This window comes from Nonomuraea sp. NPDC049378, assembly GCF_055586745.1.
Genome location: NZ_JBVJHP010000040.1, coordinates 14,035 through 27,552, shown reverse-complemented (window position 1 = coordinate 27,552; position 13,518 = coordinate 14,035). Strand labels below are relative to the sequence as shown.

Below are 13,518 nucleotides of genomic sequence, written 5' to 3'. Positions count from 1 at the left end.
AGTCACCGCCCGGAGCCGATCGGCATTCTGATGATCATCGTGAGACCGCCTCCTGGCGTCTCTTCGGGAACGAGGGCACCGCCCATGGCCTCGGTGAGCCCGCGTGACAGCGCGAGGCCGAGGCCGACGCCGGTGCCGTTGTCGCGGTCGCCGAGCCGCTGAAACGGCAGGAAGACCCGCTCGTACGCCTCGGGCGGGATGCCGGGGCCGCGGTCGATGACGCGGATCTCCACCTGGTCGTCGTGCCAGCTGGCGGTGACCAGGACCTGCTGCGCGGGCGGGCTGTAGCGGACGGCGTTGCTCATCAGGTTGACCAGCACTCGTTCGAGCAGGGCCGGGTCGGCGAGGATCTCGGGCAGGTCGGCGGGGATGTCGCCCTCGACCCGGTCGCGCAGCGGCCCGAGGTCGTCGATGGCGTGGGGGACGACCTCTTCCGGGGCGAGCGGCTGGAGGGAGATCCCGAGCGCGCCGGCCTGCAGGCGGCTCATGTCGAGCAGGTTCTCCACCAGCCGGTCCAGCCTGGCCAGGGACTCGTCGGCGGTGGCCAGCAGCTCCTCGCGATCCTCCGCAGACCAGTCGACGTCGTGGCTGCGCAGGCTCTCGACGGCGGCTTTGGCCGCCGACAGCGGGGTGCGCAGGTCATGGCTGACGGCCGCCAGCAGCGCGGTGCGCATCCGGTCGGCCTCGGCCAGCGGCTTGGCCTGTTCCGCCTCCCGCTGCAGACGTTCCTGGCGCAGCGCGACGGCCGCCTCGGCGGCGAACGCCTCCAGCACCCGCCGATCGCTGGCATCCAGCAACCGTCCCCGGGCGGCGAGCACCAGTCGGTCACTGATGGTCACGTCGGTATCCGCGGCGGAAGGGGTGGTGCAGGGCGCGGAGCCGGAGGTGGCGATGATGCGCCAGGCGTCGCCTTCGAATTGATCGTCCAGCGTGGGCTCGCCAACGCGTTCGAGCAGGGTGACCGAGTCCAGGGCGAATGTCTCGCGCAGTCGCCCGAGCAAGGAGGACAGCGCCGCCTCGCCGCGCAGCACGTGCCCGGCGAGGGTGGACAGCGTCGCGGCGTCGGCGCGGGCACGGGCCATCTCCCGGGAACGCCGGGCGGCCAGGTCGACGATCGCGCTGACCGCGGTCGCCATCAGGACGAACACCACCAGGGCGAGAAGGTTCTCAGGGTCCTCAATGGTCCAGGTGTACAGGGGAGGGGTGAAGAACCGGTTGAGCAGGAGGAAGCCGCCGACCGCCGCGGTGATCGCCGGCCAGGTTCCACCGATCAGCGCGATCCCGATGACCAGGCTCAGGAACAGCAGGATCTCGGTGGGCAGCGAGAGCACACCGCGAAGCGGGGCGAGCGCGGCGGTCAGCAGCGGCAGGCCCGCCACCGCGACCACCCAGCCGGCCAGCCTGCGCTTCCTGGTGAGCGCGGCCCGGGAGCGCTCGGGGTGGCGGCGGCCCTTCTTGGCCTCCTCGTGGGTGACCAGGTGGACATCGATGGAGCCGGACAGGGCCGTGGTCTCGACCCCGACGCCACGGGAGAATATCTGGGCGAAGCGCCCCCTTCTCGACGCTCCCAGCACGAGCTGGGTGGCATTGACGCCGCCGGCGAAGTCGAGCAGGGCGCGCGGGATGTCGTCGCCGACGACCTGGTGGTAGGTGCCGCCCATGCTTTCGACCAGGGCGCGCTGGCGGGCCAGGTTGGCAGGGTCGCCGCCGTCCAGCCCGTCGGCGCTGGTGACGTGGACGGCCAGCAGGTCGGCCCCCTTCGTGCGGGCGGCGACGCGGGCGGCCCGGCGTACCAGCGTGTCGCCTTCCGGGCCGCCGGTAAGCGCCACCACCACGCGCTCGCGCGCCTCCCACGTGCTGTCGATGCCGTGGTCGGCGCGGTAACGGTCGAGCTGCTCGTCGACCTTGCCGGCGACCCAGAGCAGGGCGAGTTCCCGCAGCGCGGTCAGGTTGCCCACCCTGAAGTAGTTGGACAGCGCGGCGTCCACCTTCTCAGGGGCGTAGACGTTGCCGTGCGCCAGGCGGCGGCGCAGCGCCTCAGGTGACATGTCGACCAGCTCGATCTGGTCGGCTCGCCGCACCACCTCGTCGGGCACGGTCTCGCGCTGCGGGATGCCGGTGATCTCCCGCACGACGTCGTTGACCGACTCCAGGTGCTGGATGTTCACCGTGGAGATGACGTCGATACCGGCGTCGAGGATGTCGTCGATGTCCTGCCAGCGCTTGACGTTCTTCGAGCCGGGCACGTTCGTGTGGGCCAGCTCGTCGATCAGCGCCGCCTTCGGCGCGCGGGCGATGACGGCGTCCACGTCCAACTCACCGAAGGTGGCCCCTCGGTAGACCAGCGTCTTGCGGGGGATCACCTCCAGGCCCTCCAGCAGGGCGGCGGTGCGGGAGCGGCCGTGGGTCTCGACGAACCCCACGACCACGTCCCGGCCGCGCTCACAGGCCCGGCGGCCCTCGCCGAGCATCGCGTACGTCTTGCCCACCCCGGGGGCCGCCCCCAGGTAGACCCGCAGGCGACCCCTTTTCATGAGCGGTCGAGCGCGAGGTTGAGTTCCAGCACGTTCACCGCCGGCTCGCCCATGAAGCCGAGCGCCCGACCGACGGTGTGCCGCTCGATGAGCTGCTCGACCCTGGCCTGGTGGAGACCGCGTTCCTTCGCCACGCGCGGCGCCTGCAACTCGGCATAAGCGAGCGAGATGTGCGGGTCGAGGCCGGAGGCGCTCGCCGTGACCGCGTCGGAGGGCACGGCCGGGGTTCCCGCGTTCCCTCTGACCGTCACGGTCTTCCCGGCCGCGTAGTCCTCGCCCGGCCTGGCGCACTCCACCTTCACGCCCTGGTACGCGGTCACGAACGGGGTGGCCGGACAGGCCTGGTTGACGCTCACGGCACGGTCGGAGAACACCTTGAGCACCGCGCCCACCCCGTCCGCGGTGCAGTACGGCCGGGCGCCGCTGACGCCCTCCAACGCGCCGACCGCCTTGGACCGAGCGCACACCTGGGTGAGCAGCGACCGCTTACCCTCGTCCGGTTCGCCCTCCTCGTCCTTGGCGCCGGGCACCGGCAGCACGTCCACGACATCCTCAGGGCCCAGATTGCCGGCGCTGGTCGAGGTGGGATCGTAGCCGTCACCGGCCGCCGACGGGCGGGACTGGAAGTACCTGCGGATGGGGTCGCCGTCGGCGTCGGTGAAGGACTGGCCGATGAGCGCGCTGCCGATGATCTTGCCGTCCTTATCGATGATCGAGCCGTTGGCGTTCCCGTTGAACAGTGCCTGGGCCACGCCGGTGGCGGCCAGCGGGTAGATGAGGCCGGTGACCGCCGTGAGCACGAGCAGCGCGCGCAGCGCGGCGAGGTGCCGGCGGACCCAGCTGGGCATGCGGTCCATTTATGACATCCCCGGAAGAAACTGAATCAGAAGATCGATGAGTTTGATGCCCATGAACGGCACCACGATGCCACCCAGGCCGTAGACGTACAGGTTGCGCGACAGCAGTTTGGAGGCGCTGGTGGGCCGGTAGCGGACCCCGCGCAGCGCCAGCGGGATCAATGCGATGATCACGAGGGCGTTGAAGATGACCGCCGACAGAATCGCCGACTGGGGGCTGGCCAGGCGCATGATGTTGAGCGCGTCCAGGCCCGGGTAGACCGCCGCGAACATCGCCGGGATGATGGCGAAGTACTTGGCGATGTCGTTGGCGATCGAGAACGTCGTCAGCGCGCCCCGCGTGATGAGCAATTGTTTACCGATCTCGACGATTTCGATGAGCTTGGTCGGGTTGGAGTCCAGGTCGACCATGTTCCCGGCCTCCTTGGCGGCGGAGGTGCCGGTGTTCATGGCCACGCCGACGTCGGACTGAGCCAGGGCGGGGGCGTCGTTGGTGCCGTCACCGGTCATGGCGACCAGGCGGCCCCCCTCCTGCTCCCGTCTGATCAGCGCCAGCTTGTCCTCGGGGGTGGCCTCGGCCAGGAAGTCGTCCACCCCGGCCTCGTCGGCGATGGCCTTGGCGGTCAGCGGGTTGTCGCCGGTGATCATGACGGTGCGGATGCCCACGCGGCGCATCTCGTCGAAGCGTTCGCGCATGCCGGCCTTCACCACGTCCTTGAGGTGCACGACGCCCAGCACCCGGCCCTTCTCGGCGACGACCAGCGGGGTGCCGCCGGAGCCGGAGATGCCGTCCACGATGTGCCCGACCTCGTCCGTGGGGTGGCCGCCGGCGTCGCGCACCCACTTCATGACCGCGGTGGCCGCGCCCTTGCGGACCTCGCGGCCGTCCAGGTTCACCCCGGACATGCGGGTCTGCGCCGTGAACGGCACCCACTCGGCGTGGGCCAGCGCGCCCGGCTGGCGCTCGCGCAGCCCGTAGGCCTGCTTGGCGTAGACCACGATGGAGCGCCCCTCGGGGGTCTCGTCGGCCAGGCTCGACAGCTGTGCGGCCTCGGCCAGTTCGGCCTCGCTCACCCCGTCCACCACGACGAACTCCGACGCCTGCCGGTTGCCCAGGGTGATGGTGCCGGTCTTGTCCAGCAGCAGCGTGGACACATCCCCTGCCGCCTCGACCGCGCGGCCGGACATGGCGAGCACGTTGCGCTGCACCAGGCGGTCCATGCCGGCGATGCCGATGGCCGAGAGCAGCGCGCCGATCGTGGTGGGGATCAGGCAGACGATCAGCGACACCAGCACGATGCCGCTCACCCCGTCGCCGGTCAGGGCGAGCGAGTCCGGCACGCCGGGGTTGATGGACTTGGAGTAGACGGCCAATGGCTGCATCGTGGCGGCGGCGACCAGGAAAATGATCGTCAGGGCGGCGAGCAGGATGTTGAGCGCGATCTCGTTCGGCGTCTTCTGCCGGTTCGCGCCCTCCACCAGAGCGATCATGCGGTCGACGAAACTCTCGCCGGGTTTCTGCGTGATCCGCACGATGATCCGGTCGGACAGCACCTTCGTGCCACCGGTCACCGCCGAACGGTCGCCGCCGGACTCGCGGATCACCGGCGCTGACTCGCCGGTGATGGCCGATTCGTCCACCGACGCGATGCCCTCCACCACGTCGCCGTCGCCGGGGATGATCTCCCCCGCCTCGACGACCACGAAGTCGCCCTGCCTGAGTTCGGGCGCGCCGACCACGTCCCACTCGGCCGAGGTGCGGCTCTTGAGCCGTCGGCCGGTGGTGTCGCGCTTGGTTGCCCGCAACGTGGCGGCCTGCGCCTTGCCTCGCCCCTCGGCCACCGCCTCGGCCAGGTTGGCGAAGACGACGGTCAGCCACAGCCACACCACGATCGCCCAGGCGAACCACGAGGGATCGCCGATCGCCAGGACGGTGGTGAAGACCGCGCCGATCTCGACGATGAACATCACCGGGTTGCGCCACATGGTGGCCGGGTTGAGCTTCTTCACCGCGTCCGGCAGCGATCGGATCATCTGCTTGGGATCGAGCAGCCCGCCGCCCACCTTTCCACCCTTGGGTGCGGGGGTACGGCCCGGAGCCTGCACTGTCGACGTGGACATGGCTAGCGAATTCCTTCTGCGAGCGGCCCGAGCGCCAGCGCGGGCAGGAAGGCGAGGGCGACCAGGATGATCGTCACGCCGACGACCATGCCGACGAACTGCGGCCGGTGGGTGGGCAGCGTGCCCACGCCCGCAGGAACGGACGCCTGCTGGGCCAGGGATCCGGCCAGCGCCAGGGCCAGCACGATGGGCAGGAAGCGGCCGAGAGCCATGCACAGTCCGAGTGTGCTGTTGTGGAACGGGGTGTTCACGCTGACCCCGGCGAAGGCGGAGCCGTTGTTGTTGGACGCCGAGGTGTAGGCGTAAAGGATCTCCGAGAGGCCGTGCGGGCCGCTGTTCAGCATCGCTGCCCGTCCCGTCGCGGTGGCCATCGCCACCGCCGTACCGACCAGCACCAGCGCCGGGGTGATGAGGAAGGAGAGCGAGGCGAGCTTGATCTCGCGGGCGCCGATCTTCTTGCCCAGGTATTCAGGGGTGCGGCCGACCATCAGCCCGGCCGCGAAAACGGTGATCACGGCGAGGATCAGCATGCCGTACAGGCCCGCGCCGACGCCGCCGGGAGCGATCTCGCCGAGCAGCATGTTGAAGATCAGCATGCCGCCGCCGAGCGCGGTGTAGGAGTCGTGGGCGGAATCGACCGAGCCGGTACTGGTCAGGGTGGTGGAGGAGGCGAACATGGCCGAGTTCGACACGCCGAAGCGCGCCTCGCGGCCCTCCATCGCCGTCCCGACGGCCTGCGGCACTGTGCCGCCCGCGCTCATTTCGGCCCAGTTGGTCAGCGTCACGCTGATCATGAAGATGCTCGCCATCACCGCGACGATGGCGTAGCCCTGCCGGTTGTCGCCGACCATCCGGCCGAAGGTGCGCGGCAGTGAGAACGAGATCACCAACAGGAGGAAGATCGTCAACCAGTTGGTCCACGATGTCGGGTTCTCGAACGGGTGGGCCGAGTTGACGTTGAAGATGCCGCCGCCGTTGGTGCCCAGGTCCTTTATCGCCTCCTGTGAGGCGGCCGCGGCCGGGGTGAACGTCTGCTCCCCGCCTGTCAGCGTCGTCCACGTGCTATGACCGGCGAACGTCTGGATCGTGCCACCGGCCACCAGTGCCAGCGCCGCGACGAAGGCGATCGGCAGCAGGATGCGGATCGTGCCGCGGACCAGGTCCGTCCAGAAGTTGCCCAGCGTGTCGCTCTTCGTGCGGGCGAGCCCGCGCACCAGCGCGATCGCCACCGCCATGCCGACCGCGGCGGAGACGAAGTTCTGCACCGCCAGGCCCGCGGTCTGCACCACGTGGCCCATCGTGGACTCGCCGGAATAGGCCTGCCAGTTGGTGTTGGTGACGAAGCTGACCGCGGTGTTCCAGGCCAGCGCCGGCTCCACCGGCTCCATGCCCAGGGACAGGAAGAGGTGGTTCTGCAGCCGCTGCAGGCCGTACAGGAACAGGATCGACACCAGCGAGAACGCCAGCACGCTACGCGCGTAGACGCCCCAGCGTTGCTCGCTGCCGGGTCGCACGCCTATCAGCCGGTAGATCACCCGCTCGACCCGCGAGTGCTTGGTGCCGGTGTAGACGCGGTACATGTAGTCGCCCAGCGGCCGGTGGCACAGCGCGAGAGCGAGCAGCAGGGACGCGACGAACAAGATCCCGGCCAGAGTCGGGGACATCAGACCCGCTCCGGGAACAGCAGGGCCGCGACCGCGAAGACCACCAGGCCGGCGATCACGACCAGGCCAGTGGCGTTGACGGCGTTCACAGCCGCTCCGCCGCCTTCACAACCAGCCCGAGGATCACGAAGACCGCGATCGTCAGGCCGACGAAGATGACGTCTGTCATCCTCACTCCTCAGTTGGGTGATAGGTGTTTCGCCCGCCGGAGCGGGCGGCGTTAAGGCAAGCAAATCCCGGAATTTCAGACGTCTTGTCGTTCTTGACGGGTTTTATACGACTAGAGCCCGATAATTGACGCCATTGCTACGCCCGGGCGTGCGCCGGGCGATCAGCGGATCCCGCGATGATCTCGCTACCGGCGCCCGTGCGGCTGGGCAAGGTCAGAGCGTTGACCTGATGCTTCCGGGTCACCCCGCAGCGCGGCGCACGGTCGGGCCCCAGCCCCATGAGGTGGTGAGCACGGTGACGTCGATGGGCGGTGTGAGGTCAGGGCGGGCTCGGGCGTAGCGGCAGAATCCGGCCCGAGCCGCCCCGAAGAGCTGTCCCGACCGTCGGGCGATCAGCCGATGACGAAGGGGAGGCGCGCGGCCAGGTCTCCCAGCTCGGATTTCTCCGCGTCGGCCGGGGCACGCCGCCCGGTGCCGACCAGCAGCGCGTCCTTGTCGGAGAACGACGCGGGGAACGCGGTCCCGGCGATCTTCTCCAGCATCTCCCTGGACCGGGCGAGCCCTTCCGCGGGGGGCTCCTCCGCGTCGGGCAGGTGCGCGATCAGGTCGAGGTGGTGCAGCGTCCACTCCAGGACGTACGCGGCCAGGTAGTCGCCCGCGGTGAGGACCATGTCCTGGGTGGCGACCCGCCGGCGCGGGTCGGCGAGTTCGGCTGCGCGGCCGGCGGCGGAGCCGACGTCGTCGAGGTGGAACTTCAGCAGCCGCGGCTCCTCGTACGCGGCGGCCAGCCGGACGATCAGCGCGTCGAGCGGGTCGTCACCGGTCGGCGGCGTCGAACCGACCTTCCAGTAGGTCACCGCGTCGCAGGTCGGGTCCTTCTCCGCAGGGGTCACGAGCGTGATCAGGACGTCCTGGGCGTCGATGATCAGGTGACACGCGAGGTCTCGCACGAGCCAGCCGGCGCAGCCGGACGGCCGGGCGAAGTCCTTGTCGGGCAGGCCGGCGACCGCCATGCGCAGCGCCGTCCAAGAGCGCGAGAAGAGATCCATGCCGTCACCGTAGTGCGGCGCCGCGAAGGCCCGCAAACGCCTCGTGCAGGGCAGCGCGGCCACCCGGAAGGTCAGGCGCTCACGGCCTCATCGAGGCCAGGACCTCCAGCGCCCAAAGCGCCCATCAACTGACTACTTTGTCCGCTCCTCACGTAAGGAGGGCCACGCACCGACGGGCAGCAGTTCCGGGCGTTTGGCGGTGCGGTGGTCACCGGAGGAGCGGCCGAGCAGGCGCCGGCCGGCCCAGGGGCCGAGGAAGCCGGCGACCCAGCGCAGCTCCGTGCCCGCGGCGCGCCACCAGGGCGGGGCGGGCACGGGCGGCAGGGGATGCGTCCATGCGTCGCTGCTGCCGGCCAGCTCCAGCGCGTGGGCGACCGCCGCGGCGATGCGTTCGTGCCCGAGCGGGCTGGCGTGCAGCCGGTCAGGGCTCCACAACCGGGCGTCCGTGACGACCGGGTGGTGCGCGGTCTCGGCGACGACGACCCCGTGGCGGCGGGCCGCGGCGCGGATGCGCTGGTTGAGCGCGGCGGCCCGCGGGCTGAACGGGCGGGCGAGCGGGGTGATCCGCGCCAGGTCGGGGAAGGTGACGGTGGCCACGCGGGCGCCCTGGGCGGTGAGCGCGGCGAACATCGCCTCCAGGTGGCCGCCCACGTCGTCGGCGTCGAACCTGGGCCGGAGCAGGTCGTTGACCCCGGCGACGACGGTGGCCAGGTCGGGGCGCAGGGCGAGGGCCGGTTCGAGTTGTTCGGCGTGGACCTGGGCGGCCACGCGCCCGCGCACGGCCAGGTTGGCGTACTGGAGGCCGGGAACGGCGGAGGCGAGCTGCTCGGCGAGCCGGTCGGCCCACCCGCGCAGGCCGTTGACGTCGTCGCCGTCGCCGAGCCCTTCGGTCTGGCTGTCGCCCAGGGCGACGTAACGCAGGTGGTCACCCTCGCGCATGCGCCGTCCGCCTCTCTTCCAGGATCGCCGCGCTCCGGCGGCACCAGTCACGGTTGCCCTGCTCGAACGCGATGCCGCGCAGGCACGTCAGGTAGGGGCCGACGCGTTCGCCGTGGCGCAGGAACTCCTCCTCGCTCATGCCGCCGCGCAGCTTCCGCAGCAGGCCGCCGAGCAGCTCGATCTTGGCGTCGGCGAACGCGGCCCGCTCCGCGAGCTGCTCGATGAGCGTGCCGGCGGCGACGTGGTCGGCGGCCTGGACCTTCACGAGCAGGTCGTCGCGGATGAACGAGGGTTTGTTGGCGGTCGCCGCGAACCGCTCCAGCTCGGCCAGGCCGGCGTCGGTCACGGTGAACAGGCGCTTGTTGGGCCGGGTGTCCTGCACCACCTCCCGTCCGCTGACCAGCCCGTCGCGCTCCAGCCGGGCGAGCTCGGCGTAGAGCTGCTGGGGAAGGGCGTGCCAGAAGTTGGCCACGCCCAGGCCGAACGCCTTGGCCAGCTGGTACCCGCTGAGCTCCTCGTCCAGCAGTGCCGCCAGCACGGCGTGCCGCAAAGCCATCGCGACGTCCTCCTCTTCCCGTACGGACACCGCCATGATAGTCAAGAAACTGACTATTCGCCTTTTTTACTAGGAAGGACGGCCATGACCGCCGCCGACCGTTTCAGCGCCGCCGTCGAGCGGCGCGATCTCACCGCGCTGGACGAGCTGTTCACCGACGACGTCCGCCTCTACAGCCCGGTGACGTTCACCCCCTTCGAGGGCAAGCCCGCCGTCCTGGGACTGTTCGGCGTGCTGCTGCGCGTCTTCGAGGACTTCCGGTACGTCGGCCGGCTCGACGGCGCCGCCCAGACCGGCGTCGGCGGCGCCGAGACCCCGTCGATCGTCCTGGTCTTCCAGGCCACCGTACGCGGCAGGCAGATCCACGGCATCGACCTCATCCACCTGGACGAGGCCGGCCTGATCAAGGAGTTCACGGTGATGGTGCGCCCGAAGTCCGCGGTCGAAGCGCTGGGTGAGGCGGTCCTCGACGGCCTCGTCGCCGACGGCCTCGTACCGGCGCCCTGAGCCGCCGGGCGCCGGCCGGCCGGCGCGGCCGTCGTCCCTCCCCGCCCGCCGCCCGGCCGTCGCCGACGTGCCGGTGTCCTTCTCGAACCCGCCCGCGACCCCGCCCGCGATGATCCCGATCGCCTGGCGCACGGCCTCGGCCTGCGCCGGGGCCAGCCCGTCGAGGAACGGCTCGAGCAGCGCCGGATCCCACCCGTGCGCGCCCAGCCCGGAATCGGCCAGCAGGTGCTCCATGCTGTAGCCGGCGAGCGAGCGGGCCAGCGGCGCGATCCTGGGGTCGCCGGGCTCGGCGTCGGCCAGCTCGTCCAGCCTGCGGTAGAACTCGTGCCCGATGGCCGTCACCTCCGGATCGGCGGCCAGCGACTCCAGCTGCGTGAAGGCGCTGCTCCTGCCGGGCTCGCCGGCCACGCTGTCCATCAGCACCAGCAGCTCGCGGTCCCAGGCCGCCGCCTTCGACTCGGGCAGGCCCACCACGCGCAGGAACGCCACCAGATCGGGCGAGGCGACGTCGTCGGGGTCCAGCGATCCCGACTCGGCCCGCCTGAGCACCTCCGCCAGCTTCGCCCGCCGCTCCCGGATCTCCCTTTCCTGCCTGGCCAGATCCGCGTCGATCTCGGTCAGGACCTCGGTCAGTTCCCTCGACCGGTCGTCGGCGATCACGTCTCGTGCCTCGTCCAGGCTCAGCCCGAGCTGGACCAGACGGCGGACGCGGGCCAGGGCGACGGCGTCGCGCATGCCGTAGTGGCGGTAGCCGTTGGCCAGCCGCGGTGGCTCCGGCAGGACGCCCTGTTGGTGGTAGTGGCGCACCGTCCGGGTCGACACCCCGAGCAGCGCGGCCAGCTCTCCGATCCGCATGCCCCCAGTAAAGCCGGTGACCCCGGGCCGAGGCCCACCGGCCACGGCGGAAACCATATCGGCGGCCGGTACGTCTGAATAAATGAGTGGCACCCGCCGGCGCCCGCCGGTTAATGTTTTCTCAGTCGAGATCGGAAACGTCAGGAAAGGCCAGTCATGCGATACGCGGTCACCACTCTGGAGCAGGAACGGCGCAGCTGCCGCCGGCTTGTGGTGCTCGGCTGCGGGCTGGCCGGGCAGGCTTCTGGATAAATTCTCGCCACGCGCATCCAGAGGCCGCCGGATCCCATCGGGCGGCCTTTTCTCTTGTCCATGCCCGCATACGGGCCGACGCCCTTTGACAATTTCATGAGCGCATCACGCCGCAGAGGCCGAACGGGTAAGGCAGCTGGCTTCCACCCAGCAGGACGGGGTTCGAGACCCCGCTGCGGCTCCACGCGTCCGTAGCCCAACGGGAGAGGCGCCGGCCTCAGGAGCCGGGTGTTGCGGGTTCGAATCCCGCCGGACGTACGAACCTCGGCGCATGTCGAGGCAGGCCCCGTTGGTCTAGCGGTCAGGACGCCCGGCTTTCACCCGGGAGAACACCGGTTCAAATCCGGTACGGGGTGCTACCACTATGTTTTTCCGGCCCTATAGCTCAATGGAGAGAGCGCCGGCCTACGAAGCCGGGTCCGTTGCAGGTTCGAATCCTGCTGGGGCCACTCAGCCAGACCACGGCCTGTAGCTCAGGTGGTCAGAGCGCCGGTCTTACAAACCGGGCGTCGCAGGTTCGACTCCTGCCGGGCCGACCTCGATTCTCCTCGCGCGAGCTGGGCATAGGGGAGCCCACCCGGCTGTAAACCGGGCGCTTCGGCTGTGGCGGTTCGACTCCGTCCTCGCGCACGATCCGCCTCGACGCGATGGGGGCCGAGGCGGGCCCGGCGCAGTCCGCGGGTGCGGAGGTAGGCCTGCAAAGCCGTCCGTGCGAGTTCGACTCTCGCCTGCGTCTCCACCGGTCGCCGCCGTGCGGCTTGACAGTGTCATGAGCATATGGGCGTAATGATGGCCGCGTCGCGTGTCGCCCGCCCGAGGACGCAGGGCGGCATGGAGGCGCCGGATCCAAGGGGATGACGCCGTGACCAGCCGCAACATCGGTGCTGCCTGAGCACACCGCCCCCGCGCGTCGCCCCATGCCTCAGGTGGTGTCCTGACCCGCCCGTGCCGGCATGCCGTGCGGGGGTTCTTCCCTGCCCTCACCACACCCGCCTGGAGCGATAACCCAGCATGCCCATCGACTTGAACCAGCAGATCATCGACGAGTTCCGTGCCAACCAGGGCCAGGTCGGCGGCCCTTTCGAAGGAGCCAGGCTGCTCCTGCTGACCACCGTCGGCGCGAAGTCGGGCGAACGGCGTACGACGCCGCTCGGCTACCTGCCCGACGGTGACCGCGTCATCGTCATCGCCTCGGCCGGCGGCTCGCCCAGGCACCCGGCCTGGTATCACAACCTGCTCGCCGACCCTGAGGTCACCGTGGAGGACGGCATCTTCGCCTACCCCGCGACGGCGGTCGTGCTGGAGGGCGAGGAACGCGACCGCGTGTTCGCGCGAGCGGTGGAGGCCGACCCCGCGTGGGGGGCGTACCAGGACAGGGCGGGCAGGGACCTGCCGGTGGTCGCGCTCGTCGAGCGCGACGCCGGGCCGCCCGCCGGCTCTCTGGGTGACGCGCTCAAGAAGGTGCACGACGCCTTCCGCAGGGAGCTGGCGCTGATCCGCGGGGAGGTCGCCGCCTCGGGCCCGCGCCTGGGCGCGCAGCTGCGGGTCAACTGCCTGACCCTGTGCCAGGGCCTGCACGTGCACCATGCGCGCGAGGACGGGTTCATGTTCCCGGCGCTGGAGGACCGCCATCCGGAGCTGGCCCCCGCGCTGGAACGGCTGCGCGCCGAGCACGTGGTCGTCCAGCGGCTCCTGGATCGCCTGCGGGCCGTGCTGGCGGCCGACGACCTCGCGCCGCGGGCGCTGCTGGCCGAGGTGAACCGCCTCACCGAGGAACTGGAGGCGCACCTCGACTACGAGGAGGAGCAGCTCATGCCGCTGCTCAGCTGACCGGGACCGCCGTGCACGCCCGTACCGCCTTCTCCGGCTGGCCGGGACCGCCGTGAACAGAAGCGGGGGGGGGGGGGGGGCCCCCCCCCGGGGGGGGTTGCGGCCCACACCGCCCCCCCCCCCACACCGGCCGGGAGGGGATTCCCCCCCCCGCGCTCTTAAACACCGTTGGCGGCATCTCGCC

The 13,518-nt window shown here is 70.7% G+C and carries 10 protein-coding genes, 7 tRNA genes and 1 pseudogene; 9 read left to right on the top strand and 9 right to left on the bottom strand.

The genetic code is table 11. From position 1 onward, the window contains the following. Positions 1–2 precede the first annotated feature (2 nt). From ACZ6SA_RS47550 to ACZ6SA_RS47515, 8 genes are all read right to left on the bottom strand, one after another. The gene (locus tag ACZ6SA_RS47550) at positions 3–2,534 is read right to left on the bottom strand and encodes a DUF4118 domain-containing protein (RefSeq protein WP_465835942.1); all 2,532 of its coding nucleotides are present in this window, start codon (positions 2,532–2,534) and stop codon (positions 3–5) included. Then, positions 2,531–3,391, bottom strand: coding sequence for a potassium-transporting ATPase subunit C (locus ACZ6SA_RS47545; RefSeq protein WP_465835940.1), 861 nt, complete (start codon positions 3,389–3,391; stop codon positions 2,531–2,533). The genes ACZ6SA_RS47550 and ACZ6SA_RS47545 overlap by 4 nt, the downstream gene beginning before the upstream one ends. Further along, the gene (gene kdpB / locus ACZ6SA_RS47540; protein WP_465835938.1) at positions 3,392–5,512 is read right to left on the bottom strand and encodes a potassium-transporting ATPase subunit KdpB; all 2,121 of its coding nucleotides are present in this window, start codon (positions 5,510–5,512) and stop codon (positions 3,392–3,394) included. 2 nt (positions 5,513–5,514) lie between these two features. Further along, the gene (kdpA, locus tag ACZ6SA_RS47535; protein WP_465835936.1) at positions 5,515–7,176 is read right to left on the bottom strand and encodes a potassium-transporting ATPase subunit KdpA; all 1,662 of its coding nucleotides are present in this window, start codon (positions 7,174–7,176) and stop codon (positions 5,515–5,517) included. Next, a complete protein-coding gene (locus tag ACZ6SA_RS47530) occupies positions 7,176–7,265 on the bottom strand; it encodes a K(+)-transporting ATPase subunit F (protein WP_465835934.1) in 90 nt (29 codons plus the stop codon). The genes kdpA and ACZ6SA_RS47530 overlap by 1 nt, the downstream gene beginning before the upstream one ends. 473 nt (positions 7,266–7,738) lie before the next feature. Next, entirely contained in the window at positions 7,739–8,395 is a 657-nt protein-coding gene (locus ACZ6SA_RS47525; RefSeq protein WP_465835932.1) for a maleylpyruvate isomerase N-terminal domain-containing protein, read from the bottom strand. Positions 8,396–8,527: 132 nt separating this feature from the next. Further along, positions 8,528–9,334, bottom strand: a complete 807-nt coding sequence (locus ACZ6SA_RS47520; protein WP_465835930.1) for an SGNH/GDSL hydrolase family protein — start codon at positions 9,332–9,334, stop codon at positions 8,528–8,530. Next, the gene (locus ACZ6SA_RS47515; RefSeq protein WP_443152860.1) at positions 9,321–9,926 is read right to left on the bottom strand and encodes a PadR family transcriptional regulator; all 606 of its coding nucleotides are present in this window, start codon (positions 9,924–9,926) and stop codon (positions 9,321–9,323) included. The genes ACZ6SA_RS47520 and ACZ6SA_RS47515 overlap by 14 nt, the downstream gene beginning before the upstream one ends. A gap of 48 nt (positions 9,927–9,974) precedes the next feature. Here ACZ6SA_RS47515 and ACZ6SA_RS47510 point away from each other — a divergent pair, with 48 nt between their 5' ends. Continuing rightward, positions 9,975–10,397 (top strand): nuclear transport factor 2 family protein, encoded by a 423-nt coding sequence (locus ACZ6SA_RS47510; protein ID WP_465835982.1) that lies wholly within the window; start codon positions 9,975–9,977, stop codon positions 10,395–10,397. A gap of 663 nt (positions 10,398–11,060) precedes the next feature. Here the strand turns inward: ACZ6SA_RS47510 and ACZ6SA_RS47505 are convergent. Next, positions 11,061–11,252, bottom strand: a pseudogene (locus ACZ6SA_RS47505) (MerR family transcriptional regulator); the annotation flags it as partial. A 361-nt stretch (positions 11,253–11,613) separates the two neighbouring features. Between ACZ6SA_RS47505 and ACZ6SA_RS47500 the strand changes: the two are divergent. The 8 genes from ACZ6SA_RS47500 to ACZ6SA_RS47465 all read left to right on the top strand — a co-directional run bounded on the left by ACZ6SA_RS47500 (position 11,614) and on the right by ACZ6SA_RS47465 (position 13,334). Continuing rightward, positions 11,614–11,688 (top strand) — tRNA-Gly (locus ACZ6SA_RS47500). Between the two features lies 1 nt (position 11,689). Continuing rightward, a tRNA-Leu gene (locus tag ACZ6SA_RS47495) sits at positions 11,690–11,762 on the top strand. Positions 11,763–11,787: 25 nt separating this feature from the next. Beyond that, positions 11,788–11,860 (top strand) — tRNA-Glu (locus ACZ6SA_RS47490). Positions 11,861–11,878: 18 nt separating this feature from the next. Beyond that, positions 11,879–11,953: transfer RNA gene (locus ACZ6SA_RS47485), tRNA-Arg, on the top strand. Positions 11,954–11,966: 13 nt separating this feature from the next. Further along, positions 11,967–12,040 (top strand) — tRNA-Val (locus ACZ6SA_RS47480). 14 nt (positions 12,041–12,054) lie between these two features. Further along, positions 12,055–12,134 (top strand) — tRNA-Tyr (locus tag ACZ6SA_RS47475). 37 nt (positions 12,135–12,171) lie between these two features. Beyond that, a tRNA-OTHER gene (locus tag ACZ6SA_RS47470) sits at positions 12,172–12,243 on the top strand. A 272-nt stretch (positions 12,244–12,515) separates the two neighbouring features. Further along, complete coding sequence (locus ACZ6SA_RS47465) at positions 12,516–13,334, top strand: nitroreductase/quinone reductase family protein (RefSeq protein WP_465835928.1); 819 nt, start codon at positions 12,516–12,518, stop codon at positions 13,332–13,334. Positions 13,335–13,518 lie beyond the last annotated feature (184 nt).

Excerpts from the sequence above, each read along its gene's own strand:
- ACZ6SA_RS47550 (WP_465835942.1), bottom strand. The coding sequence starts at position 2,534 with ATGAAAAGGGGTCGCCTGCGGGTCTACCTGGGGGCGGCCCCCGGGGTG.
- ACZ6SA_RS47545 (WP_465835940.1), bottom strand. The coding sequence starts at position 3,391 with ATGGACCGCATGCCCAGCTGGGTCCGCCGGCACCTCGCCGCGCTGCGC.
- kdpB (WP_465835938.1), bottom strand. The coding sequence starts at position 5,512 with ATGTCCACGTCGACAGTGCAGGCTCCGGGCCGTACCCCCGCACCCAAG.
- kdpA (WP_465835936.1), bottom strand. The coding sequence starts at position 7,176 with ATGTCCCCGACTCTGGCCGGGATCTTGTTCGTCGCGTCCCTGCTGCTC.
- ACZ6SA_RS47525 (WP_465835932.1), bottom strand. The coding sequence starts at position 8,395 with ATGGATCTCTTCTCGCGCTCTTGGACGGCGCTGCGCATGGCGGTCGCC.
- ACZ6SA_RS47520 (WP_465835930.1), bottom strand. The coding sequence starts at position 9,334 with ATGCGCGAGGGTGACCACCTGCGTTACGTCGCCCTGGGCGACAGCCAG.
- ACZ6SA_RS47515 (WP_443152860.1), bottom strand. The coding sequence starts at position 9,926 with ATGGCGGTGTCCGTACGGGAAGAGGAGGACGTCGCGATGGCTTTGCGG.
- ACZ6SA_RS47510 (WP_465835982.1), top strand. The coding sequence starts at position 9,975 with ATGACCGCCGCCGACCGTTTCAGCGCCGCCGTCGAGCGGCGCGATCTC.
- ACZ6SA_RS47465 (WP_465835928.1), top strand. The coding sequence starts at position 12,516 with ATGCCCATCGACTTGAACCAGCAGATCATCGACGAGTTCCGTGCCAAC.